This window comes from Stenotrophomonas sp. C9D9, assembly GCF_056491205.1.
Window position 1 is genome coordinate 62,267 of record NZ_JBSZIF010000006.1, and the last position, 22,928, is coordinate 85,194.

Genomic DNA, 22,928 nt, shown 5'->3' on the forward strand with positions numbered 1-22,928 from the left:
TCCAGCAGTAGGGGAGGGACCGGCTTAAAGGCCAGCCCAGGCTTCCACTTCCTCGACGAAGTGGTGCACGTCCAGGTAGCGGTTGTAGAGCGGGGTGGGCGAGATGCGGATCACGTCGGGCTCGCGCCAGTCACCGAGCACGCCGATGCCGCGCAGGTGCTCGAACAGTGCGCGGCCACGCTCGCGGCCACCGATCACGCGCAGCGACAACTGGCAGCCGCGGCGCTGGGGGTCGGCCGGGGTGATGATGTCCAGCACCTGCGGCAGGCGCGCGCGCACCAGCGCCTCGAGCATGCCGGTCAATGCCAGCGATTTGCTGCGCAGCGCTTCCATGCCGGCGCGCTCGAACAGGTCCAGCGAGGCACGCAGCGGTGCCAGGCCGAGAATCGGTGGATTGCTCAGCTGCCAACCCTCGGCGCCGATCGCGGGCGTGAACTGCGGCGCCATCTGGAAGCGGGTGGCTTCCTCATGGCCCCACCAGCCGGCGAAGCGCGGCAGGGTGGTGTCGCGGTGGTGGCGCTCGTGCACGAAGGCGCCTGCGACTGCCCCCGGGCCGCTGTTGAGGTACTTGTAATGGCACCACACGGCGAAATCGGGGGCTACGTCATGCAGGCGCAGCGGCAGGTTGCCGACCGAGTGCGCCAGGTCGAAGCCGATGCGTGCGCCCTGCAGGCGTGCGGCGCGGGTGATCGCATCGAGGTCGAAGGCCTGGCCGGTGCGGTACTGCACGCCGGGCCACAGCACCAGCGCCAGGCGCGGGCCGTGTTCGGTGATGGCGCGCTCGATGGCGTTCAGCGAGATCGTGCCGTTGGCTTCGTCCGGCTGCACTTCCACCAGACATTCGGCCGGGTCGAAGCCATGGAAGCGGATCTGAGCTTCCACGGCGTGGCGATCGGTCGGGAACGCGCCGGCTTCCATCAGGATCACCGGGCGCTGGGCGGTCGGCCGGTAGAAGCTGACCATCATCAGGTGCAGGTTCACGCTCAGCGTGTTCATCGCCACCACTTCGCTGGGCAGCGCACCGACCACGCGGGCCAGCTGCGCGCTCACCAGGCGGTGGTAGGACAGCCACTGCGTCGGGCCGGTGAAGTGGCCTTCCACCGCCAGTTCGCCCCACTGCTTCATCACTTCCTGCACCGCCGCCTGCGCGCCGCGCGGCTGCAGGCCCAGCGAGTTGCCGACGAAGTAGGTCTGCTCGCCGCCACCGTGGCGCGGAATCAGGAATTCATTGCGCAGCGGGCGCAGCGGATCGGCGGCGTCCAGGGCGATGGCGTGGGTGCGGCTGAGCAGGTCGGACATGGTCGGGCAACAGGCTGCAACGGGACCGCCAGTGTAGCGCCTGGGGCATGGCCCGGTAGCTGCCAACCCAACGCTAGTGCCGCTTGGCCCGGTAGTCGCCAACCTTGGTTGGCGCACGTACAAGCAAGCGCCCACCAAGGTGGGCAACTACCAGAGCGGGAGCGAGCAAGCGCCCACCAGGGTGGGCATCTACCGTTCGATGGCTCAGCCCGCCGCTGGCACCGGCAGCGGATCCACGTGCCCGCACTGGCTGCAGGTGCGCAGCTCCAGGCTGGCGTGGTAGCGCGCGAATACCTTGGGCAGGTCGGTTTCGATGTTCTGCAGCGGGAAATACTCTTCGTGCAGCTTGTGGTTGCAGCGCTCGCAATGCCAGATCACGCCATCCATCTCGTGCGGCAGGCGCTTGCGCTCGACCACCAGGCCGATGCCACCGGGCGGGCGCCGCGGCGAGTGCGGCACTTTCGCCGGCAGCAGGAAGATCTCGCCGGCACGGATCGGAATATCACGCACCGCGCCGTTTTCCTGCACCTTCAGGACCATCTCGCCTTCGAGCTGGTAGAACCACTCCGGACCTTCGTCGTAGTGGTAGTCGGTGCGCGAATTCGGCCCGCCGACCACCATCACGATGAAATCACCGTTGTCGATCATCTTGTTGCCCACCGGCGGCTTCAGCAGGTGGCGGTTCTCTTCGATCCAGGCGTGCAGGTTGATCGGCGAAGCGAGCATGGTGGTCATCCGTAAGGGATCAGTCGCGCTTGCCCTTGCGCGGGACGTAGGACAGGGCCTTTTCATAGGCCGGCTGCAGCTCTTCCTGCGAACCGACGTCGATGCCCATCTCGCGCACGCGTCCGTCCTTCAGGCTGTAGACCCAGCCGTGCACCATCAGCTTCTGGCCGCGGGCCCAGGCGTCCTGCACGATGGTCGAGCGGCACAGGTTGGCGACCTGCTCGATCACGTTCAGTTCGCACAGGCGTGCGTGCTTGAGCTCATCAGTCTCGATCGCATCGAGGATGCCGGTGTGCTTCTGCATCACGTCACCGACGTGGCGCAGCCAGTTGTCGGCCAGGCCGACGCGGGTGTTGTGCAGGCAGGCATGCACGCCGCCGCAGCCATAATGGCCAACGATCAGGATGTGCTTCACCTTCAACTGGTCCACCGCGTACTGCACCACGCTCAGGCAGTTCAGGTCGGTGTGGGCGACCACGTTGGCGACGTTGCGGTGCACGAACACTTCGCCCGGGGCCATGCCGATGATCTGGTTGGCCGGCACGCGCGAATCGGAACAGCCGATCCACAGGTACTCGGGGTGCTGCTGCTTGGCCAGCTGGTGGAAGAACTCGGGGTCTTCCTTCTCGATCCGGTCGGCCCAGTCGCGGTTGTTCTGCAGCAGCTTGTGGATGTCTTTCATGTACGGGTCCCTGGCGTCGGGTGGGGGCTCGCCGCAGCCGTCCGGCTGCGTCGTCGCGGGAATCTGGGGCGTTCAGTCGCTGCGGGCGGCCTGTTCGCGGTGCCAGCGCATCCACTGCGCCAACTCGGTGGAAGCGGGAGTGCCCAGCTGTTCCAGTTCGGCGATCACTGCGCGCTGGTTCGCATCGGGATGGTTCTGGCTCAGCTTGAGCTTCAGCTGCACGTGTTCGACCTGGAAGCGGAAGCCGACGATGGCGCGCAGCTCCGGGCCGTGTTCGGCACGCGTGGCATCGAACTGCCAGGCCTGGCCGACACTGGCTTCGAAGTGGTCGCTGATCGCACCAACCAGCTCGGCCAGCGCGTCGGTGTCGTCGAAGGTCTGCAACTGGCCACGCAGCTCGGCAGCGGCGTAGTTCCAGGTCGGCACCCGCGCGGCGGGCTCCTTGTCCGGGTACCAGCTGGCCGAGACGTAACCGTGTGGGCCGTCGACCAGTACCTTGGCCGCGCCGCCGTGGCGCGACTGCGGGTTGGCGCGGGCCCAGTGCCCGCGCAGCTCGATACGCTCGCCATCACGCCGGTACAGCACCGGCATCCGGGTCAGTTCCGGCAGGCCATCGCTGCCGGGCGTGAGCACGGTAACGAACGGGTCGCGCGCCAGCAGGCGGTCCAGCCAGAGCAGGTCGGTCTCGGCGAAGGCGCGCGGGGTGAACATGCAGGGGTCAGGCGCGCCCGCCCAGCGACTGGATCATGCGGCCGCGCAGGCCTTCATCACTGTCGGCCTGCGGCGGCTGCACTTCGTGCAGGCTGAAACCGCGCACCAGCGCGTCTTCCTCGTCCAGGCCGTCGTACTCGACGAACTCGGCGTCGAACAGCTGCGAACGGGCGGTGTCTTCGCTGTCATAGCTCAGCGTGTTGCCATCGCTGTCGAGCACCTCGGCGGTGCCGGCCGGGCGCACGCGCAGGCGCGCCCAGATCAGGGTGTTGCCGAGGCTGGCCAGCCACCAGCTGTCGCGCGAGGCGGAGATGTCATTCATGGAGGTATTACCAGAGCGAGGCCAGCCAGAGCAGGGCGGCCATGCCCAGTCCGGTCAGCAGGGTCAGCAGCGATACCCAGGCCGGCGTCGCCAGCCCGGACAGCGAACGGTCCGGCTGTTGGCGATAGTCGCGGCGCAACAGCCAGGCCAGGGCATCGGGCTTGAGGAAGGCGCCGCTGCCGAAGCGCTCGGCGAGCGCCGGATGGCGGTCGCGTACGTGCACCAGGGTCAGCGGCCAGAAGATCACGAAGGCACTGAACCCGGCCACTGCAACGCCGACGAAACAGAGGGCGAAGAACAGGGTCATGGGAGCGGTACCTCCGTGGTCGTGTGGGGCTTAGAAGTCCGCGCTGCCCGGGGCGCGCGGGTAGGGGATCGCATCGCGGATGTTGGACAGCCCGCAGACGTACACCACCAGGCGTTCGAAGCCCAGGCCGAAGCCGGCGTGCGGTACCGAACCATAACGGCGGAAATCGCGGTACCAGCTGTAGTGCTCACGGTCCAGGCCGAACTGGGCCATGCGCGCGTCCAGCACGTCCAGGCGCTCTTCGCGCTGGCTGCCGCCGATGATCTCGCCGATGCCCGGGGCCAGCACGTCCATCGCGGCGACGGTCCTGCCGTCGTCGTTCAGGCGCATGTAGAAGGCCTTGATGTGTTCCGGATAGTTGGTCACCACCACCGGGCGGCCGACGTGTTCCTCGGTCAGCCAGCGCTCGTGTTCGGTCTGCAGGTCCAGGCCCCATTCGACCGGGAAGTCGAACTTCTTGCCGGACTTCTGCAGCAGGCTGACCGCATCGGTGTAGTCGATGCGCTCGAACGGCGCGTTGATGAAGTCTTCCAGCTTGGTGATCGCGTTCTTGTCCACGCGCTCGGCGATGAAGGCCAGGTCGTCGCCACGCTCGTTCAGCACCGCGCGGAACAGGTACTTCAGGAACTCTTCGGCCAGGCGCGCGTCTTCGGCCAGGTCGGCGAAGGCGATTTCCGGCTCGATCATCCAGAACTCCGCCAGGTGGCGGGTGGTGTGGCTGTTCTCGGCGCGGAAGGTCGGGCCGAAGGTGTAGACCTTGCTCAGTGCCAGGCAGTAGGCCTCGACGTTCAGCTGGCCGGATACGGTCAGGAACGTTTCCTTGCCGAAGAAGTCGCGGCTGAAATCGATCGCGCCCTTCTCGTCACGCGGCAGGTTCACCATGTCCAGGGTGGACACACGGAACATCTGGCCGGCGCCCTCGGCGTCGGAGGTGGTGATGATCGGGGTGCTGATCCAGTTGAAACCGTTCTCGTGGAAGAAACGGCGCACGGCCTGGGCCAGGCAGTTGCGGATGCGGGTGACCGCGCCGAACAGGTTGGTGCGCGGGCGCAGGTGCGCCACTTCGCGCAGGAACTCCGGCGACATCGGCTTGGGCTGGATCGGGTAGGTGAGCGGGTCTTCGACCCAGCCGACCACTTCCAGCGCGCTGGCCTGGATCTCGAACGACTGGCCCTTGCCCTGCGACTTCACCAGCGTGCCGGTGGCGATGACCGAGCAGCCGCTGGTCAGGCGCTTGATCTCATCGAAGTTGGCCAGGCTGTCGCCGGCCACGACCTGGATCGGGGCGAAGCAGGAGCCGTCGCTCACATTCACGAAGGCCAGATTCGCTGAGCCGCGCACCGTGCGCACCCATCCGCGTACCGTGACTTCGCCGCCTTCCGGGATCTTCCCGGCAAGCGCATGTTCAACGCTGACCACCGTCATGACTTGAATCCTCTGCTGATCGACTCGATCTGTGAACACGGGAGTTTACCGGTTGCAGCGTTCTGCTTGCGAGGCATTTTTCGTGGCAACGGCTCCTTATAATGTCCCCGTACCTCTGGAGTAGCCCCATGGCCGTCAGCCTGACCCCCATTGCCTTCGAACGCGTGCAGCGCTTCGTCGCCCAGACCCCCGGTGCGCTGGGCCTGCGTTTCGGCGTGACCAAGACCGGCTGCTCCGGCTGGGGCCACGTGACCGACCTGGCCCGCGACGAGCGCGAGGGCGATACCGTGTTCGACCAGGACGGCGTGAAGATCTACGTCGACGCCAAGAGCCTGGCGCTGGTGGACGGCACCGTGATCGACTTCGGCAAGCACGGCCTGAGTGAGACGTTCACGTTCAGCAACCCGAACGCCACCGCCGAGTGTGGCTGCGGCGAGAGCTTCACCACCGACGCCGACAAGGCTTGAGGGCCGGCCGCCGGGCATGGCCCTGCGCTGACAAGGCGTGCTCTGGTAGGTGCCGACCTTGGTCGGCACGCTGGGCTCGGCAGGGATCCCGAGGATGGAACGACCGGCTTTCACCTATCACCCCAATGCCTACGCCCTCTCCTTCGAAGAGGTCGACGGGGTCTGTGACTGCTGCGGGCAACCGCGGACGCTTCGTTACCGGGGGCCGTTCTACACGCGCCTGCGTCCCGATTACCTGTGCCCCTGGTGTATCGCCGATGGCGGGGCAGCGGCCAGTTACGAGGGTGAATTCACCGGCTGGAGCGATATCGAGGGGGTATCCCCGGATCCGGCCGATCCGCCGCCGACCATCGCCCGTGAGCTGCTGCTGGAGATCTGCGAGCGCACCCCGGGTTACTCGTCCTGGCAGCAATCGGTCTGGTTGAGCCACTGCGAACGGCCCTGCGCCTTCCTCGGCTACGCCGGCAGCGACGATCTGCTGCCGATCCTCGACCAGGTCCGGCCTGACGTGGTCGAGATCAATCCGCGCGACGCCGAGTGGGTGCTGGAGCATCTGAGCCGGGACGGGATGATGGTCGGCTGCCTGTTCCAGTGCCTGGAATGCGGCCAGCATCGCCTTCACGTCGATCTGGGATGAGCACGTGCCGGACATGGTGCGGCGCTCCCGTTCAGGTTGCCCGGTTCCCGCCCGGTTGCCCGGTGGCGCCGCTTGCCGCATAATGCGCGGCTTCCTGCCTTCCTGGCGGGAATCCTTGCCCCACCGCGGTCTCAACGGCGGGGGGCTGTCCGGCCGCAAGGCCACATCCGAAAGGTAGAAAAAACATGAGTCGTCATTACGAAATCGTGTTCATGGTCCACCCGGACCAGAGCGAGCAGGTCCCGGCCATGATCGAGCGCTACAAGTCGCTGGTCGAGAACGGCAACGGCACCATCCACCGTCTGGAAGACTGGGGGCGCCGCCAGCTGGCGTACCCGATCCAGAACCTGGTGAAGGCCCACTACGTGCTGATGAACATCGAAGCCGACCAGGCCGTTCTGAACGAACTGACCGAAAGCTTCCGCTTCAACGACGCCGTGCTGCGCAACCTGGTCATCAAGCGTGACGAGGCTGACACCGAGCAGTCGCTGATCATGAAGAGCAAGGACGAGAAGGGTGACAAGCCGGAGCGCGGTGAGCGCCGTCGTCGTGACGACGAAGAAGGCGAGTCCACCACCACCGCTGACAACGAAGCCGGCGACGACGCCGCTTCCGCCGCCTAAGGAGCCTTCCCATGTCCAAGTTCTTCCGTCGCCGCAAGTTCTGCAAGTTCACGGCTGAAGGTGTGAAGGAGATCGACTACAAGGATCTCAACACCCTGCGCCAGTACCTGACCGAGAACGGCAAGATCGTGCCGAGCCGCGTCACCGGTACCAAGTCGAAGTACCAGCGTCAGCTGGCGACCGCCGTCAAGCGCGCTCGCTTCCTGGCCCTGATCCCGTACACCGACAACCACGACGTCTGATGCCCGGCGGGGCGGCCCGGTGCCGCCCCCGCTGTGCCAGCTATTCGGACAGCCTTTGTTGCGGGGCATCGCCTCGCTAACGAATAACTCATCTGGAGCAATACCATGCAGCTGATCCTCCTGCAGAAAGTCACCAACCTCGGCAACCTGGGCGACCTGGTCGACGTGAAGCCGGGCTACGGCCGTAACTTCCTCGTGCCGCAGGGCAAGGCCGTTCCGGCCACCGAGAGCAACAAGGCCGAGTTCGAAGCCAAGCGCGCCGAATACGAAGCCAAGGCCCAGGCCATCCACGCCGACGCTGACGCCCGCAAGGCCAAGCTGGAAGGCGCGAGCGTGACCATCCCGGCCAACGCTTCGACCGAAGGCAAGCTGTACGGCTCGGTCGGCGCCCGCGAAATCGCCGATGCCTTCACCGCTGCCGGCCTGCCGGTCAGCAAGAGCGAAGTCATCCTGGGCGAAGGCGCCTTCCGCAACATCGGCGAATACGACGTGCTGGTCCACCTGCACGCCGACGTCGAGACCACCGTCAAGGTCGTCGTCGTCGCCGAAGCCTGATCCCACGCCGCAAGGCCTGGAATCACCGCAGAACGGGCGCCCGCAAGGGTGCCCGTTTTGTTTTATGGCTCCGTTTCGTGGCGTCGGGCCACGTCCGGCCGGCGGGGTAGGGCTGGACAATGTTCCACGCCCATTCGTAGAACACGGCCACATCGGTATACTCAGGGCGTCACACCCGTTCCACGGGCATCGATCCCAACAGGATCAATGACTTGGAGGGTAAACGCAGGCCGCTTGCCGGCCCCAGTCCGGAACCCCTATGCGTCTTTCCACGATCAAGCTGTCCGGCTTCAAGTCGTTCGTCGATCCGACCACCCTGCACCTGCCGACCAACATGACCGGCGTGGTGGGGCCCAATGGCTGCGGCAAGTCGAACATCATCGACGCCGTGCGCTGGGTCATGGGCGAGAGCTCGGCCAGCCGCCTGCGCGGCGACTCGCTGACCGACGTGATCTTCTCCGGTTCCAATGCCCGCAAGCCGGTCTCGCAGGCCACCGTCGAGCTGATCTTCGACAACTCGGACCACACGATCTCGGGCGAGTACGCCTCGTTCAACGAGATCTCGGTCAAGCGCACGGTCAGCCGCGACGGCACCAGCAACTATTACCTCAACGGTACCAAGTGCCGCCGCCGCGACATCACCGACCTGTTCCTCGGCACCGGCCTGGGCCCGCGCAGCTACTCGATCATCGAGCAGGGCATGATCAGCCAGATCATCGAGGCGCGGCCGGAAGACCTGCGTGTGTACCTGGAAGAGGCAGCCGGCATCTCCAAGTACAAGGAGCGCCGCAAGGAGACCGAGACCCGCATCCGCCACACCCGCGAGAACCTGGACCGGCTGGGCGACCTGCGCGACGAGATCAGCAAGCAGCTCGAACACCTCAAGCGCCAGGCCAAGCAGGCCGAGCAGTACCAGGCGCTGCAGGAAGAGCGCCGGGTCAAGGATGCCGAGTGGAAGGCCCTGGAGTTCCGCGGGTTGGACGGTCGCCTGTCCAAGCTGCGCGAAGGGCTGTCGCAGGAAGAGACGAAGCTGCAGCAGCTGATCGCCGACCAGCGTGACGCCGAGGCCCGCATCGAGACCTCGCGCGTTCGACGCGAAGAGGCCGCCGACGCGCTCAACACCGCGCAGGCTGCGGTCTACCAGGTCGGCAGCACGCTGGCGCGCCTGGAACAGCAGATCCAGCACCAGCGCGAGCTGTCGCAGCGCCTGCACAAGGCACGCGATGAAACCCGCCAGGCACTGGCCGAACTGGGCCAGCACATCAGCGGCGACGAGGCCAAGCTGATGGTGCTGCGCGAAGCGGTCGAGGCCGCCACCCCGCAGCTGGAGGAGCTGCAGGAAGAAAACGAGATCAAGCAGGAAAGCCTGCGCGAGGCCGAAGACCGGCTGGCCAGCTGGCAGCAGCGCTGGGAACAGCACACCTCGCAGAGTTCGGAGGCCTCGCGCGCCGGCGATGTCGAGCGCACGCGCGTGGACTACCTGGACAAGCAGATCCTCGATGCCGACCGCCGTCGCGAGGCTCTGGCCGCCGAGCGCGCCGGGCTGGACGTGGACGCGCTGGAAGAAGCCTTCGAGCAGCTGCACCTGCAGCACGACACGCAGAAGACCGCGCTGGATGAATTGAGCGAAGACGTCGAACTGCGCAAGCAGGGCGTGGCGGCAGTGCAGGAACAGCAGCGCAATGGCCAGAACGAACTGGCCGAACTGCGCAAGCAGGCCAACGGCCTGCGCGGTCGCCTGGCTTCGCTGGAAACCCTGCAGCAGGCCGCGCTGGGCCAGGAGCAGGGCGCGGCCGTGGCGTGGCTGAAGGCGCGCGGGCTGGATTCGGCGGCGCGTGTCGGCGAACGCCTGGACGTCGATGCCGGCTGGGAAAATGCGGTGGAAAGCGCGCTCGGCCAGTTGATCGAAGGCGTGCTGGTCGATGACCCGGGCAGCCTGGTTGATGCCCTCGGCGAACTCGGCGACGGCCACATTGCGCTGGTCGCCAGTGCGGGTGCCGACGTCAAGGCTGCACCGACTTCGCTGGCGGCACGCGTGCGCGGCCCGGCCGCGATCCGTCGCCTGCTGGCGCACCTGCATGGTGCCAAGGACCTGTCCGAGGCGAAGGCCCTGCAGGCCAGCCTTCCGGAAGGCGATTCGATCATCACCCAGAGTGGCGAACGCCTGGGTCAGGGCTGGCTGCGCGTGTCGCGCTCCGGTGCAGCCCAGCAGGGCGCGCTGCTGCGCGAACGCGAGATCAACGAGCTGCGCGAGCAGATCGAACAGCTGCAGGATCGCGAGGCCGAGCTGGAAGAACAGCTGGGTGGTTTCCGCGAGCAGTTGCAGGCGGCTGAACAGCAGCGCGAAGACGCGCAGCGTGCGCTGTACCAGGCCCATCGTGCGGTGTCCGAGCTGGCTGGCCAGCTGCAGGGCCAGCAGGGCAAGGTGGAAGCGGCGCGTACCCGCATCGACCGCATCGAAGGCGAACTGAAGCAGCTGCAGGAAACGCTGGAAGCCAACAACGAGCAGGCGCGTGAAGCGCGCTCGCGGTTGGAGAACGCGGTCAGCAGCATGGGTGACCTGGAATCGACCCGGCAGGGGCTGGAGGGAGAGCGCCGCCAGCTGACCGAGGCCCGCGACCTGGCCCGCGACGCCGCACGTGCGGTGCGCGAGCGCTCGCATTCGCTGGCCCTGACCCTGGAATCGCAGCGTGCGCAGCTGGCTTCACTGAGCCAGGCGTTGGAGCGCATGGGTACCCAGCGAGGGCAGTTGGATTCGCGACTGGGTGAGCTGCATTCACAGCTGGACGAAGGTGATTCGCCGGTCGAATCGCTGCAGGCCGAGCATCAGAATGCACTGGAAGAGCGCGTGCGGGCTGATCGCGTGCTGACCGAAGCGCGCACGTTGTTGGACGGCATCGACGCCGAGCTGCGCAATTACGAGCAGACCCGTCACCAGCGCGACGAACAGGCGCTGGCCCAGCGCGAGCGTATTTCGCAGCGCAAGCTGGACCAGCAGGCGCTGGTGCTCAGCGCGGACACCCTGCAGGGCGCGGTGGAGAAGGCCGGTTTCGTGCTGCAGGACGTGCTCAACGCACTGCCCGAGGACGCCCGCCTGGGCGACTGGGAGCAGACCGTGCACCAGATCGACGGCCGCATGCGCCGGCTGGAGCCGGTCAACCTGGCCGCCATCCACGAGTACGGCGAGGCCTCGCAGCGTTCGGACTACCTGGATTCGCAGCACACCGACCTGACCACGGCGCTGGAAACCCTTGAGGATGCCATCCGCAAGATCGACCGCGAGACCCGCGGCCGCTTCAAGGACACCTTCGACCGCGTCAATGCCGGCGTGCAGGCGCTGTACCCGCGCCTGTTCGGTGGCGGCCACGCCTACCTGGAACTGACCGGTGAAGACCTGCTCGACACCGGGGTGACCATCATGGCGCGTCCGCCGGGCAAGCGCGTGTCCAGCATCTCGCTGCTGTCCGGCGGCGAGAAGGCGATGACCGCGGTCGCGCTGGTGTTCGCCATCTTCCAGCTGAACCCCGCGCCATTCTGCCTGCTGGACGAGGTGGACGCGCCGCTGGACGAAGCCAACGTCGGCCGGCTGGCCAACATGGTCAAGGAAATGAGCGAGAAGGTGCAGTTCCTGTTCGTCAGCCACAACAAGGCGACGATGGAGGCCGCGCACCAGCTGTCGGGCGTGACGATGCGCGAACCGGGCGTCAGCCGCCTGGTCAGCGTGGACCTGGAAGAAGCCGCGCGATTGGCGGGCGCGGCCTGACGTGCCATCCTAGTTACCTGAATGAACTAGCCGGAGAACCTATCGAATGTCCGACACGGCACTGTTGCGCATCGGCATCCTGGCCGCCGGCCTGCTGTTGATCGCCGCGATCTTCCTGTTTGGCCGTCCGAAGAAGAAGCCCCAGGGGCGCCGCGTGGACAGCGCGGAACCGACCAGCGGCGAGCGCCGCGAACCGGTCCTGGGCGAGGACGGCGTTGTCGTGGCCGATGGCCGCGTCGAACCGGGCATGGGCACGGAAGGCGAGCAGGCCGAACTCGGCCTGGCCGATACCGATCCGGGCGCCAGCGATCTCGGCAAGCGCGCCACCCAGGATTTCGACAAGATCGTTTCGCTGTTCGTGGCCGCCCGGGCCGGCGAGCAGCTGCGCGGCGAAGACATCGTGGTGGCGGCGGAGAAGACCGGCCTGGTGTTCGGCCACATGAACGTGTTCCACCGCTTGGTGGAAGGCCACCCCGAGCGCGGCCCGATCTTCTCGATGGCCAGCATCATGAAGCCGGGCAGCTTCGACATGGCCAACATCCGTGCCATGGAAACCCCGGCCATCGCCTTCTTCCTGACCCTGCCGGCGCCGCTGACCGCGCTGGACGCCTGGGAGAAGATGCTGCCGACCGTGCAGCGCATGGCCGAACTGCTGGATGGCGTGGTGCTGGATGACAGCCGCAACGCCCTGGGCCGCCAGCGCATCGCACACATCCGTGACGAGCTGCGCGCCTACGACCGCCAGCACCAGGCCCCGCCGCTGACCAAGACCCCGCGCTGGTAAAGGCATTTTTTGGGTGTGCCGACCAACGGTCGGCACCCACAACAGTAGATCCACGCCATGCGTGGATAGGGCGAACCAAGGTTCGCCCCCACCAACAGGGTCAGGCCGGCACGCCGGCCACCTTCGCGAACGCGCGGCGGAACGCGGCCATCTCGTCCTCGCTGCCGACGGTTACGCGCACGCGCTGCGGCCAGATCGGCCAGCTGCGCCCGATCACCACGCCGTTGTCGGCCATCGCCTTGGCGAACGTGCTGCCGTCGCGTTGCACGTCGACCACGAAGCAGTTCGCCTCCGACGGCAGGCAGCTGAAACCGCGCTTGCCCAGCCATGCGATGGTGGCCTGGCGCACCTTGGCGTTCTGCAGGCGACGCTGCGGAATCAGCTGCGGATCGTGCAGGCTGGCCAGCGCCGCCGCCAGCGCGGGAACCGGCAGCGGGTTGTCGCCGAGGCTGGCCAGCTCGCGCAGACGCTCGGGATGTGCGGCCGCTACGCCCAGGCGCAGGCCGGCCATGCCGTACAGCTTGGAGAACGTACGCAGCACGATCAGATCGTCGCGCTGCGTCACCTGCTCGATCAGGCTGGGCTGCTCGCTGTACTGCAGGTAGGCCTCGTCGACCAGCACGCGGGTGGAGGCGGGCTTGTGGGCCAGCAGCCAGGCGAGCTCATCCGGTGGGCTGATCGAGCCGGTCGGGTTGTTCGGATTGCACACGTACAGCAGCCCGGTCGGGCGCGCGTGCGCGGCTGCGACCATCGCACGCAGGTCGTGTGCGCCGTCATTGCGCAGCGGCACCTTCTGCACGTGCGCGCCATGCGCGGCAGCGACCTCGCCCAGCGTCTCGAAGGTCGGGTCGGCCACCACCAGTCCCGCCTGCGGGCCGGTCCACAACGTGGCGGCGCGGTTCAGCGGTTCGCTGGAGCCCGGATAGAGCCGCACATGGTCGGCCGGGATGCGGGCCTGCTCGATGAAGGCATCGCGTACCTGTGCCGCCAGGGCGAAGCGGTAGCGTCCGCAGCTGGCGATGCTGTCGCGCGCCGCCTGCTGGGCGGCGGGGGAGGGACCGTACGGGCATTCGTTGAAGTTCAGTAGTACGGCGCCTTCGGCAGGGGGCGCGGCGACGGCGGCCGCAGGTTGGGCCTGGCCGAGTTGCGGCAGGCCGCTGCTGGCGACGGCGAGGCCGGCACCGGCCAGTTGCAGGAAGCGTCGACGGGAGGCGGGCAGGGGCACGGGTGGGATTCCGAGGGGCAATCGTCGCACGCTAGCGCTGGCGGGGGTGGGCGGCAAGCCCGCCTTTTGTGGAGTCGAACCATGCTCGACCGCAGATGTGCCAACCAAGGTTGGCACCTACCAGGGCGGGGGAAGTGGTTGGCACGTACCAGAGCGGGGGAGTGCCAGTCGAGCAAGCTCGACGCTACGAAAGGCGGCGGCGTTACAGGGCCTGACGGCCGGGCGCGGTAGAATCCCCGGCCATCCCAGAACCACCGGATCCCGATGAGCCCCAGCCCCGCCGAACGCGCCGAAGACCTTCGCCGGCAGATCGCCCAGGCCAACCGCGCCTACCACGAGCTGGATGCGCCGGAGATCCCCGACGTCGACTACGACCGGATGGTGCGCGAGCTGGAAGCGCTGGAGCGCGAGCACCCGGAACTGGCCCGTGCGGACAGCCCGACCCAGCAGGTCGGTGCGCGCCCGTCCGGCCGCTTCCCCGAAGTGCGCCACGCGGTGCCGATGCTGTCGCTGTCCAATGCCTTCAGCGATGAGGAAGTGGCCGACTTCGTGCGCCGCATCGATGAGCGCCTGGGCCGTCGCAGCCTGCGGTTCTCGGCCGAGCCGAAGATGGACGGCCTGGCGATCAGCCTGCGCTACGAGGACGGTCATTTCGTACTCGGCGCAACCCGCGGTGATGGCAGTACCGGCGAGGACGTGACCGCCAACCTGCGTGAGATCGGCGATGTTCCCAAGCGCCTGCACGGCAAGGACTGGCCCGACGTGCTGGAGGTGCGTGGCGAGGTCTACATGGCCCGCGCCGACTTCGAGGCCTACAACGAGCGTGCGCGCCAGCAGGGCGGCAAGGTGCTGGCCAACCCGCGCAACGCGGCAGCCGGTTCACTGCGCCAGCTCGATCCGAAGATCAGTGCGCAGCGCAGGCTCAGTTTCTTCGCCTACGGCACCGGCGAAGTGCAGGGCGGCGAGCTGCCGGACACCCATTCGGGCACGCTGGCCCAGCTCGGTGCCTGGGGCTTTCCGGTCAGCGAGTTGTGCAAGGTGGTGGAAGGCACCGACGGCCTGCTCGGCTACTACCGTGACATCGGCGAGCGCCGCGACGGCCTGCCGTTCGATATCGATGGCGTGGTCTACAAGCTGGATGACCGCGCCGGCCAGCAGGCCATGGGCTTCGTCTCGCGCGCGCCGCGCTGGGCCATCGCGCACAAGTTCCCGGCACAGGAACAGAGCACCACGGTGGAAGCGATCGAGATCCAGATCGGCCGCACCGGTGCCGCGACACCGGTCGCACGGCTGGCGCCGGTGGCTGTGGCCGGCGTGATCGTGTCCAACGCCACGCTGCACAACGCCGATCAGATCGCGCGCCTCGATGTGCGCGTGGGTGACAGCGTGATCGTGCGCCGTGCGGGCGACGTGATTCCAGAAGTGGTCAGCGTCATCCTCGACCGCCGCCCGCAGGGCACCTCGCCCTGGCAGATGCCGACGCGCTGCCCGGTGTGCGGCTCGGAAATCGTGCGCGAGGAAGGTGCCGCCGCATGGCGCTGTTCGGGTGAACTGTCCTGCCCGGCGCAGCGCAAGGAGGCGATTGCCCATTTCGCTTCGCGTCGTGCGATGGATATCGACGGCCTCGGCGACAAGTACATCGAAACCCTGGTCGACGCCGGCATCGTCAGGAGCGTGGCTGATCTGTACCGGCTCAACCGCGACCAGCTGCTGCACCTGAAGCTGGTGCTGGATGCCGAGGACCCTTCCGCACTGGCCGCCGCGCTGAAGCTGCACCTGCCGGCCGAAGGCAGCGGCGCGGTGCTCAATGCGGTGCTCAAGCTGGATGGCAACGATCCGGCGTGGCGCGCGCAGGCGCTGGCGCAGCCGGCCAGCTTCGAATGGAACACGAAGAAGATCGCCACCAAATGGGCCCACAACCTGATCGCGGCAATCGACGCCAGTCGTGCGGCCACGCTGGAGCGCCTGCTGTTCGCGCTTGGCATCGAGCACGTCGGTGAGAGCACGGCCAAGGCGCTGGCGCAGTGGTTCGGTGACCTGGAGCTGATCCGCCACCTGCCGTGGCCGTTGTTCAAGCGTGTGCCGGACATCGGTGGCGAAGTTGCGCGTTCCCTCGGCCATTTCTTCGAGCAGCAGGGCAACCAGCAGGCCATCGATGACCTGCTGCAGGTCGGGCAAGTGCGCATCAGCGATGTGCACGCGCCCAGCGCCAAGCTGCGCGAAGGCCTGGATCTGGCGCAGCTGCTGGTTGAATCGGAAATCCCCGGCATTACCCGCCTGCGTGCGGAGAAACTGGCGGCTGCGTTGCCGGGCGCTCAGGCGGTGCTGGATGCCGAGCATGGCCAGTTCGTCAACGCCGGCCTGCCGGACGACACTGCGCGCGGTCTGGCCGACTGGCTCGATGCCGATGGCCATGGCGCGATGCTGCTGGCGGCCGAGAAGGCGATGCAGCAGATCCTGGCCAAGGCGCCGGCGCTGGCCGAGATCGTGGCCGGCCCGCTGGATGGGCAGACCGTGGTGCTGACCGGCACCCTGGCCCAGCTCACCCGCGATGCCGCCAAGGAACGCCTGGAAGCGCTGGGTGCCAAGGTTTCCGGCAGCGTGTCGAAGAAGACCAGCTTCGTGGTGGCCGGTACCGAGGCCGGCTCCAAGCTGGACAAGGCGCAATCGCTGGGCGTGCCGGTGTGGGACGAAGACCGCCTGCTGGCCTACCTCGCCGAACACGAATGATGACCCCGCCGGGTGCCTGGCGCCCGGCATGAAACACAAAGGAACACCGATGCAGACCGCCCCGCTGGATTTCCGCCTGGCCACCCGTGCCGACGAAGAACTGTTGATCGAGCTGATGCGTGAGTTCTACGCCGAAGACAGGATCGACTTCGATGACGCGCGCGTGCGTGGCGGCGTGGATGCGCTGCTGGCCGATCCGCGCAATGGCGAAGTGCTGCTGTGGCTGGACGAGGCGGGCGAGGTGGTTGGCTACGCGGTGATCGCGATGGGCTTCAGCCTGGAGCAGGGCGGCCATTTCATGCTGCTGGACGAGTTGTACCTGAGCCATCGCGCGCGCGGTCGTGGTCGCGGCAAGCAGGCGCTGGCCATCTGTGAACAGCGCGCTCGCGGGCGTGGCGTCAGCCGACTGCGCCTGGAAGTGAACCACCACAACGAACTGGCCCGCCGCCTGTACCTGGCCAGCGGCTACATCGACGACACGCGCGATCTGCTGACCCTGCCGCTCGACCATCCGCGCCCGGAGGGCATCCTGTGAGCGAGGGCCTGCTGCGCGCGCTGCAGCAGCGTGCCGCGCTCAATGCGCTGGTACGCCGCTTCTTCGCCGAGCGCGACGTACTGGAGGTGGAAACGCCGATCCTGTCGGTGGCAGGCAACACCGAGCCGAACATCGACAGCTTCCATACCGATTTCACCGGCCATGTCGATGCCGGTGGCCGTCGTCGGTGGCTGCGCACCTCGCCGGAGTATCCGCTCAAGCGCCTGCTGGCGGCCGGCGTGGGCGATTGCTACGAACTGGGCAGAGTGTTCCGCAACGGCGAGGCCGGTGGCCGCCACAACCCGGAATTCACCATGCTGGAGTGGTATCGGGTCGGCTGGGACCACCACCGGTTGGTGCAGGAGACCGCCGAGCTGGTCGGCCAGGCGCTGGCCCTGGTCGGACGCCGTGCAACGCTGCGTGTGCTGAGTTACCGCGAGCTGTTCCAGCAGCACGTGGGCGTGGATCCGTTCGAGGCCGACGAAGCCGCGCTGCGTGCTGCGCTTGGCGACGTGCACATCGACCCGGTCGGGTTGACCCGCGATGACTGGCTGGACCTGTTGATGACCCACCACATCCAGCCGCAGTTCGATGACGGGGTCATGACCGTGGTACATGACTGGCCGGCCAGCCAGGCCGCGCTGGCCCGCATCCGTGCCGGCACGCCGCCGCTGGCCGAGCGCTTCGAGCTGTATCTGGGCGCGGTGGAGCTGGCCAACGGCTATCACGAACTGAACGACGCCCAGGAGCAGCGCACGCGCTTTCAGCGTGACCTGCAGCGCCGACACGAACGCGGCCAGGTGCAGCCGGCGCTGGACGAAGCATTGCTGGCTGCGCTGCCCTCGATGCCGGCCTGCGCGGGTGTGGCGGTGGGCGTGGACAGGCTGCTGATGGCGATGAACCGCACGCCGCGCATCGCCGACGTGTTGGCCTATGACTTCGCCCACGCGTGACGCTCGCGTGTTGCTGAACATCGCAGGCTGAACGAAACGCGGGTTCTGTGCGCTTGCGTCGGTAAGCAGGATGATGCTCTTATCACGGCCAATGCCGGACACTGGCATGCAGTTCATCCATTCCTGCTGGGGAAGGCTTTGGTCAAGTGGTTCGCGGTTGTCGCTGCACCGGTGTACTCCATTGCGCTCTGGGGTGCCTGGCTGCCGTCGCCGGCGTCGGCCCAGCAGGTGGGCTACGACGACGAAGTGGTGACCTGCGAATCACGCGACATGGGCTGGGTGCACTGCGATATCGAGGTCGCCAACGGCGTTGATCTGGTGCGCCAGCTGTCCAGCAACAGCTGCATCCGTGGCAGCGAGTGGGGCACCGACCGTAGTGGCGTGTGGGTCACCCTGGGCTGCCGTGCCGAGTTCCGCGCGCGCCGTGCCGCGGGTGCCGCACCGGCAGCGAACGAAGGCAAGCGCCTGGTGCGCCGCGTGGTGCGCTGTGAATCCAATGGCCGTCCGCAGAGTTGCCCGGTACGACTCGATGGCGCGCCGGTGCGCCTGCTGCGCCAGTTGTCGGTACTGCCGTGCCGCGAAGGGCAGGGCTGGGGCTACAAGCGCAATGAAGTCTGGACCAGTCGTGGCTGCCAGGGCGATTTCGAGGTGGCCGATGACGATGGCCGCTTCGTCGACATGCCGCGCCGCCTGACCTGCGAATCGAAGTCGAAGAAGCGGCGTTTCTGCGGTGCCAGCATCTCCGTTGGCGCCGTGGTCTCCGAGCAGCTGTCCAGCACGCCCTGCGAGGAAGGCAGCACCTGGGGCTGGAACCGCAACGGGATCTGGGTGGACGGCGGCTGCCGCGCCGAATTCTCGGTGAATTGAGCCCCGGCAGTCTCCAACCCTGCCGGGCGTGGCCCTACAATGGGGCCATGAACACTGCCCCTGACATCGACTACGCCCGTTACGACCACATCCGCCCGATCCTGTGGACCGGCGATGCCCTGCAACTGCTGGACCAGCGCAAGCTGCCGTTCGTGGTCGAGCACGTGGTCTGTCATGACAGCGACGAGGTTGCCAGCGCGATCCACGCGTTGACCGTGCGTGGCGCGCCGGCGATCGGCATTGCTGCTGCCTGGGGTGTCGTGCTGGCTGCACGCGCGGTGCAGGCCGCTGATGGTGCGCACGCCCTGCAGCAGCTGGAACCGGCCCTGCAGCGCCTCAACGCATCGCGGCCGACTGCGGTCAACCTGGCCTGGGCGCTGGCACGCATGCGCCGTTGCCTGAACGCCGCTGGCGCCGATTGGAAGGCGTTGCTGGAATCGGAAGCGCAGGCCATCGCCGAGGAAGACCTGGCCGCCAACCGCCACATGGGCGCACTGGGCGCGGGCCTGATCGAGGCCGGCAGTGGCGTGCTGACCCACTGCAATACCGGCTCGCTGGCCACTGCAGGCTTCGGTACCGCGCTGGGCGTGATCCGCGCCGGCATGGCCCAGCATCGCATCGCCCGCGTGTTCGCCGGCGAGACCCGGCCGTGGCTGCAGGGTGCACGCCTGACCGTGTGGGAGCTGCAACAGGATGGCATCGATGCCACCCTGATTGCCGATTCCGCCGCCTCGCACCTGATGAAGACCGGTGCCGTGCAATGGGTGATCGTGGGCGCGGACCGCATCTGCGCCAATGGCGATACCGCCAACAAGATCGGCACCTACCAGCTGGCCATCGCCGCCCGCCACCACGGTGTCAGGTTCATGGTGGTGGCACCGTCCTCGACCGTGGACATGGAGACCGTGGACGGCAGCCAGATCGAGATCGAGCAGCGCGACCCGGGTGAGCTGTACGGCGTGGGTGGCACCCGTACCGTCGCCGAGGGCATTGCCGCCTGGAACCCGGTGTTCGACGTCACCCCGGGCGAGTTGATCGACGCCATCGTGACCGAGCGCGGGGTCATCCTGAACCCGACCGCCGAGAACATGCGCGCCGCCTTCGGCGGTTGAAGCGCAGGGGAGGGGCGGCGTGACCTCCGCCCCCGATAGTGCCGGCCGCTGGCCGGCAACCCCCTAAGTTCCTGATTTGTGCCGGTAAAATCCCCGTAAAGGGAGGCGGAAAACGGCCTGTTGTGGTAGTATCCACAGGTTGAATCGAGGTTCCGGCACGACCCCCTCCCGCAGAGGGCTGCGCCGGACTGGACCGCTACCAGACAACGGAACCCGAATGGCAGAAACCGCCAAGGAAATCATCCAGGTCAACCTGGAAGACGAGATGCGCAAGAGCTACCTCGATTACGCCATGAGCGTGATCGTGGGCCGCGCGCTGCCGGATGCGCGCGACGGCCTCAAGCCGGTGCATCGCCGCGTGCTGTACGCGATGAACGAACTCAACGCGCACAGCAACAAGCCCTACTTCAAGTCGGCGCGTATCGTCGGTGACGTCATCGGTAAGTACCACCCGCATGGCGATCAGTCGGTGTACGACACGCTGGTGCGTCTGGCACAGCCGTTCTCGCTGCGCTACATGCTGGTCGACGGCCAGGGTAACTTCGGTTCGATCGACGGCGACTCCGCTGCAGCGATGCGATACACCGAGGCGCGCATGTCGCGCCTGGCGCATGAGCTGATGGCGGACATCGACAAGGAAACCGTCGATTTCCAGCCCAACTACGATGAGAAGGAACTGGAGCCGACGGTCATGCCGACCCGGTTCCCGAACCTGCTGGTCAATGGTTCGGCCGGTATCGCGGTGGGCATGGCGACCAACATTCCGCCGCACAACCTGAGTGAATCGATCAACGCCTGCATCGCGCTGATCGACAACCCGGACATCGATGTCGACGGCCTGATGGAGTACATCCCGGGCCCGGACTTCCCGACTGCCGGCATCATCAATGGCACCGCCGGCATCGTTGCCGGCTACCGCACCGGCCGTGGCCGCGTGCGCATCCGTGCCAAGGCCGATATCGAAGTGGCCGACAACGGCCGCGAATCGATCATCGTCACTGAAATTCCTTACCAGGTGAACAAGGCGCGTCTGATCGAGAAGATCGCCGAGCTGGTCAAGGAAAAGAAGATCGAAGGCATCAGCGAGCTGCGCGATGAGTCCGACAAGGACGGCATGCGCATCTACATCGAGATCAAGCGCGGTGAATCTGCCGAGGTTGTGCTGAACAACCTGTACCAGCAGACGCAGATGGAATCGGTGTTCGGCATCAACATGGTGGCGCTGGTCGATGGCCGCCCGCAGTTGATGAACCTCAAGCAGATGCTGGAGGCGTTCGTCCGCCACCGTCGCGAAGTGGTCACCCGCCGCACCGTGTTCGAGCTGCGCAAGGCGCGCGCCCGTGCCCACGTGCTGGAAGGCCTGACCGTTGCGCTGGCCAACATCGACGAGATGATCGAACTGATCAAGACCTCGCCGAACCCGAACGAAGCCCGCGAGCGCATGCTGGCGCGCGTGTGGGAGCCGGGCCTGGTCGGTGCGATGCTGGGCGCGGCCGGTGCCGAAGCCTCGCGTCCGGAAGACCTGCCCAAGGGCGTGGGCCTGATCGAGGGCGGCTACCAGCTGACCGAGATCCAGGCCACCCAGATCCTGGAGATGCGCCTGCACCGCCTGACCGGGCTGGAGCAGGACCGCCTGACCGACGAGTACAAGCAGCTGCTGGAAGTGATCGCCGGGCTGATCCACATCCTGGAAGATCCCGACCGCCTGCTGCAGGTGATCCGCGAGGAGCTGGTCAACGTCAAGGCCGAATTCGGCGACGAACGTCGTACCGAAATCCGCCACAGCGAAGAAGACCTGGACATCCTCGACCTGATCGCGCCGGAAGACGTGGTCGTCACCGTGTCGCATGCCGGCTACGTTAAGCGGCAGCCGGTAAGCGTGTACCGCGCACAGCGCCGTGGTGGCCGTGGCCGCAGTGCGGCGGCGACCAAGGAAGAGGATTTCATCGAACAGCTGTGGCTGGTCAACACGCACGATACGCTGCTGACCTTCACCAGCTCGGGCAAGGTGTTCTGGCTGCCGGTCTACCAGCTGCCCGAAGCCGGTTCCAACGCCCGCGGCCGTCCCATCATCAACTGGATCCCGCTGGAGCCGGGCGAACGCGTGCAGGCCGTGCTGCCGGTGCGTGAGTACGCCGACGGCCAGTTCGTGTTCTTCGCCACGAAGAACGGTACGGTCAAGAAGACCCCGCTGAGCGAGTTCGCCTTCCGCCTGGCCCGCGGCAAGATCGCGATCAACCTCGACGAGGGCGATGCGCTGGTCGGCGTTGGCCTGACCGATGGCGAGCGTGACATCCTGCTGTTCGCCTCCAACGGCAAGACCGTGCGCTTCGGTGAAGACAAGGTCCGCTCGATGGGCCGTACCGCCACCGGCGTGCGCGGCATCAAGATGCCGGCCGGCGAGGAAGTGGTCAGCCTGATCGTGGCCGAAAGTGCCGGTGGCATCGAGGACGAGAACGAGGACGACAACGGTGTCGAGGAAGCCGTCGCCAATGGCGATGCGGTGATCGACGGCGCCGATGACGCCAGCGTGCAGTACATCCTCACCGCCACCGAGAACGGCTACGGCAAGCGCACCCCGCTGCCGGACTACCCGCGCAAGGGCCGTGGTACGCAGGGCGTGATCGGCATCCAGACCACCGAGCGCAACGGCAAGCTGGTCGCCGCAGTGCTGATGGGGTCGGGCGACGAAGTCCTGCTGATCTCCGATGGCGGCACCCTGGTGCGTACGCGTGGCTCGGAAATCAGCCGCGTCGGCCGCAACACCCAGGGCGTGACCCTGATCCGCCTGTCCAAGGACGAGAAGCTGCAGGCGGTGGAGCGCATGGATGCCTCGATCGACGAGGACGAGGACGAGGTGGCTGTGGCTGCCCCGGCCACGGCCACGACCGATAGCGCCCCGGCGGCTGCCAGCAGCGAGGACGCCGCACAGGAGTGATCCTGCCGCGAGCCTGAGGTACCCG

The 22,928-nt window shown here is 67.0% G+C and carries 21 protein-coding genes; 13 read left to right on the top strand and 8 right to left on the bottom strand.

The genetic code is table 11. The features are described from left to right. Positions 1–24: 24 nt before the first annotated feature. The 7 genes from kynU to asnS all read right to left on the bottom strand — a co-directional run bounded on the left by kynU (position 25) and on the right by asnS (position 5,472). On the bottom strand, positions 25–1,299 hold the full coding sequence (gene kynU, locus ACXI0D_RS15705) for a kynureninase (protein WP_049443201.1): 1,275 nt from the start codon (positions 1,297–1,299) through the stop codon (positions 25–27). 204 nt (positions 1,300–1,503) lie between these two features. Continuing rightward, a complete protein-coding gene (locus ACXI0D_RS15710) occupies positions 1,504–2,025 on the bottom strand; it encodes a 3-hydroxyanthranilate 3,4-dioxygenase (protein ID WP_049443315.1) in 522 nt (173 codons plus the stop codon). A 19-nt stretch (positions 2,026–2,044) separates the two neighbouring features. After that, complete coding sequence (gene can / locus ACXI0D_RS15715) at positions 2,045–2,707, bottom strand: carbonate dehydratase (RefSeq protein WP_014037740.1); 663 nt, start codon at positions 2,705–2,707, stop codon at positions 2,045–2,047. A gap of 72 nt (positions 2,708–2,779) precedes the next feature. Next, complete coding sequence (locus ACXI0D_RS15720) at positions 2,780–3,418, bottom strand: FMN-binding negative transcriptional regulator (RefSeq protein ID WP_049443202.1); 639 nt, start codon at positions 3,416–3,418, stop codon at positions 2,780–2,782. A 7-nt stretch (positions 3,419–3,425) separates the two neighbouring features. After that, positions 3,426–3,740 carry a hypothetical protein gene (locus tag ACXI0D_RS15725; protein WP_014037738.1) on the bottom strand — a complete coding sequence of 105 codons (315 nt, stop codon included), beginning with the start codon at positions 3,738–3,740 and terminating at the stop codon, positions 3,426–3,428. Between the two features lie 7 nt (positions 3,741–3,747). Beyond that, positions 3,748–4,047, bottom strand: coding sequence for a hypothetical protein (locus ACXI0D_RS15730; RefSeq protein WP_014037737.1), 300 nt, complete (start codon positions 4,045–4,047; stop codon positions 3,748–3,750). 30 nt (positions 4,048–4,077) lie between these two features. Beyond that, the gene (asnS, locus tag ACXI0D_RS15735) at positions 4,078–5,472 is read right to left on the bottom strand and encodes an asparagine--tRNA ligase (RefSeq protein ID WP_479642779.1); all 1,395 of its coding nucleotides are present in this window, start codon (positions 5,470–5,472) and stop codon (positions 4,078–4,080) included. Positions 5,473–5,600: 128 nt separating this feature from the next. Between asnS and ACXI0D_RS15740 the strand changes: the two genes are divergently transcribed. From ACXI0D_RS15740 to zipA, 7 genes are all read left to right on the top strand, one after another. Continuing rightward, on the top strand, positions 5,601–5,939 hold the full coding sequence (locus ACXI0D_RS15740; RefSeq protein ID WP_006452998.1) for a HesB/IscA family protein: 339 nt from the start codon (positions 5,601–5,603) through the stop codon (positions 5,937–5,939). Positions 5,940–6,033: 94 nt separating this feature from the next. Then, a complete protein-coding gene (locus tag ACXI0D_RS15745; RefSeq protein WP_101766424.1) occupies positions 6,034–6,576 on the top strand; it encodes a CbrC family protein in 543 nt (180 codons plus the stop codon). 185 nt (positions 6,577–6,761) lie between these two features. Next, positions 6,762–7,199 carry a 30S ribosomal protein S6 gene (gene rpsF / locus ACXI0D_RS15750; protein WP_006452997.1) on the top strand — a complete coding sequence of 146 codons (438 nt, stop codon included), beginning with the start codon at positions 6,762–6,764 and terminating at the stop codon, positions 7,197–7,199. An 11-nt stretch (positions 7,200–7,210) separates the two neighbouring features. Continuing rightward, positions 7,211–7,441 carry a 30S ribosomal protein S18 gene (gene rpsR, locus ACXI0D_RS15755; protein ID WP_002804494.1) on the top strand — a complete coding sequence of 77 codons (231 nt, stop codon included), beginning with the start codon at positions 7,211–7,213 and terminating at the stop codon, positions 7,439–7,441. A gap of 105 nt (positions 7,442–7,546) precedes the next feature. Then, positions 7,547–7,996, top strand: coding sequence for a 50S ribosomal protein L9 (rplI, locus tag ACXI0D_RS15760; protein ID WP_014037734.1), 450 nt, complete (start codon positions 7,547–7,549; stop codon positions 7,994–7,996). 259 nt (positions 7,997–8,255) lie between these two features. After that, positions 8,256–11,759 carry a chromosome segregation protein SMC gene (smc, locus tag ACXI0D_RS15765; RefSeq protein WP_119006493.1) on the top strand — a complete coding sequence of 1,168 codons (3,504 nt, stop codon included), beginning with the start codon at positions 8,256–8,258 and terminating at the stop codon, positions 11,757–11,759. Positions 11,760–11,805: 46 nt separating this feature from the next. Then, positions 11,806–12,543, top strand: coding sequence for a cell division protein ZipA (zipA, locus tag ACXI0D_RS15770; RefSeq protein WP_049443204.1), 738 nt, complete (start codon positions 11,806–11,808; stop codon positions 12,541–12,543). A 100-nt stretch (positions 12,544–12,643) separates the two neighbouring features. Here the strand turns inward: zipA and ACXI0D_RS15775 are convergent, their stop codons facing one another. After that, on the bottom strand, positions 12,644–13,768 hold the full coding sequence (locus ACXI0D_RS15775) for a pyridoxal phosphate-dependent aminotransferase (protein WP_049443205.1): 1,125 nt from the start codon (positions 13,766–13,768) through the stop codon (positions 12,644–12,646). Between the two features lie 258 nt (positions 13,769–14,026). On the opposite strand from ACXI0D_RS15775, the gene ligA reads away from it, so the two are divergent. From ligA to gyrA, 6 genes are all read left to right on the top strand, one after another. Next, positions 14,027–16,498, top strand: a complete 2,472-nt coding sequence (gene ligA / locus ACXI0D_RS15780) for an NAD-dependent DNA ligase LigA (RefSeq protein WP_479643102.1) — start codon at positions 14,027–14,029, stop codon at positions 16,496–16,498. A gap of 49 nt (positions 16,499–16,547) precedes the next feature. Further along, positions 16,548–17,033, top strand: a complete 486-nt coding sequence (locus ACXI0D_RS15785) for a GNAT family N-acetyltransferase (RefSeq protein ID WP_458219928.1) — start codon at positions 16,548–16,550, stop codon at positions 17,031–17,033. Next, positions 17,030–17,986 (top strand): EF-P lysine aminoacylase EpmA, encoded by a 957-nt coding sequence (gene epmA, locus ACXI0D_RS15790; RefSeq protein WP_479642780.1) that lies wholly within the window; start codon positions 17,030–17,032, stop codon positions 17,984–17,986. The genes ACXI0D_RS15785 and epmA overlap by 4 nt, the downstream gene beginning before the upstream one ends. 138 nt (positions 17,987–18,124) lie before the next feature. Further along, a complete protein-coding gene (locus ACXI0D_RS15795; RefSeq protein WP_049443208.1) occupies positions 18,125–18,853 on the top strand; it encodes a DUF3011 domain-containing protein in 729 nt (242 codons plus the stop codon). 47 nt (positions 18,854–18,900) lie between these two features. Beyond that, on the top strand, positions 18,901–19,965 hold the full coding sequence (mtnA, locus tag ACXI0D_RS15800; RefSeq protein WP_101765757.1) for an S-methyl-5-thioribose-1-phosphate isomerase: 1,065 nt from the start codon (positions 18,901–18,903) through the stop codon (positions 19,963–19,965). A 217-nt stretch (positions 19,966–20,182) separates the two neighbouring features. Next, positions 20,183–22,903 carry a DNA gyrase subunit A gene (gene gyrA, locus ACXI0D_RS15805; RefSeq protein WP_479642781.1) on the top strand — a complete coding sequence of 907 codons (2,721 nt, stop codon included), beginning with the start codon at positions 20,183–20,185 and terminating at the stop codon, positions 22,901–22,903. The last annotated feature ends 25 nt before the right edge of the window (positions 22,904–22,928 follow it).